The 698-nt window shown below is 53.3% G+C and carries 1 pseudogene; it reads right to left on the reverse strand.

Going from position 1 to position 698, the window contains the following annotated elements:
- A pseudogene (locus Q7C20_RS26745) lies at nt 1-478 on the reverse strand (hypothetical protein); the annotation flags it as partial.
- Between the last annotated feature and the right edge of the window lie 220 nt (nt 479-698).

Raw genomic sequence — 698 nt, forward strand, 5'->3', positions numbered from 1 at the left:
AAGCCGGATCTTTTTTCCATACTGCCGAATAGTGCTCGCGCAGATCAAGCTTGTCGTCGATTGATTGAATCAATGCTTGGCTCTGGATAAACTCGTAAAGAATATCGCTGTCACCCGAGGAGGTTGAGCCAGTAAGTGCTGCTAATCCGCCAAGGATTTCTGAAGCTCCTCCCCCCTCCTCTTGACGTACCGTGAATCCGGTGGCGGAACCATATTGGTTCACAGCCACAAACCAGAGGTAAGATAGAACCACCAGAAGCGGCATCAGAACAATCAGTAGGAAAGACCCGATTAACCCCCAATGCCGGTCCCTCATTCGCGCTGGAGGTGCTGTTTGAGAAACCACAGACGCAGGTTTTTGGGCTGGCTTTGTAGGTGCTTGGTTGGGCTGGGCCGGAGCAGGCTTTTGTGATGCCTGCTTAGCATCTTTTTCTGGCTTGGACGCAGGTCTTGGTGCACCAGGGAAAGCGTCATTCATGAAAGGTCATCCGGCCAAAGTTAGTTTGAATTCGACCTCCTGCTCTTACATACTGACATATTGAATTACCAGCATAGGATGCGCGCCCCATGTTTTTCTCTGCCCAGCAACCCGGCCCCAGTAGTGGCGTCAATCGGCGGTTCGCGACCCTACGGGCTGTCGTGGCGTTGATGATCCGCGAAATGGCCACTCGCTATGGCCGTTCACCCGGCGGCTATGC

Origin of the sequence: Pseudomonas sp. AMR01, from assembly GCF_041946035.1 — a bacterium.
Taxonomy (GTDB): domain Bacteria; phylum Pseudomonadota; class Gammaproteobacteria; order Pseudomonadales; family Pseudomonadaceae; genus Aquipseudomonas; species Aquipseudomonas antarctica_B.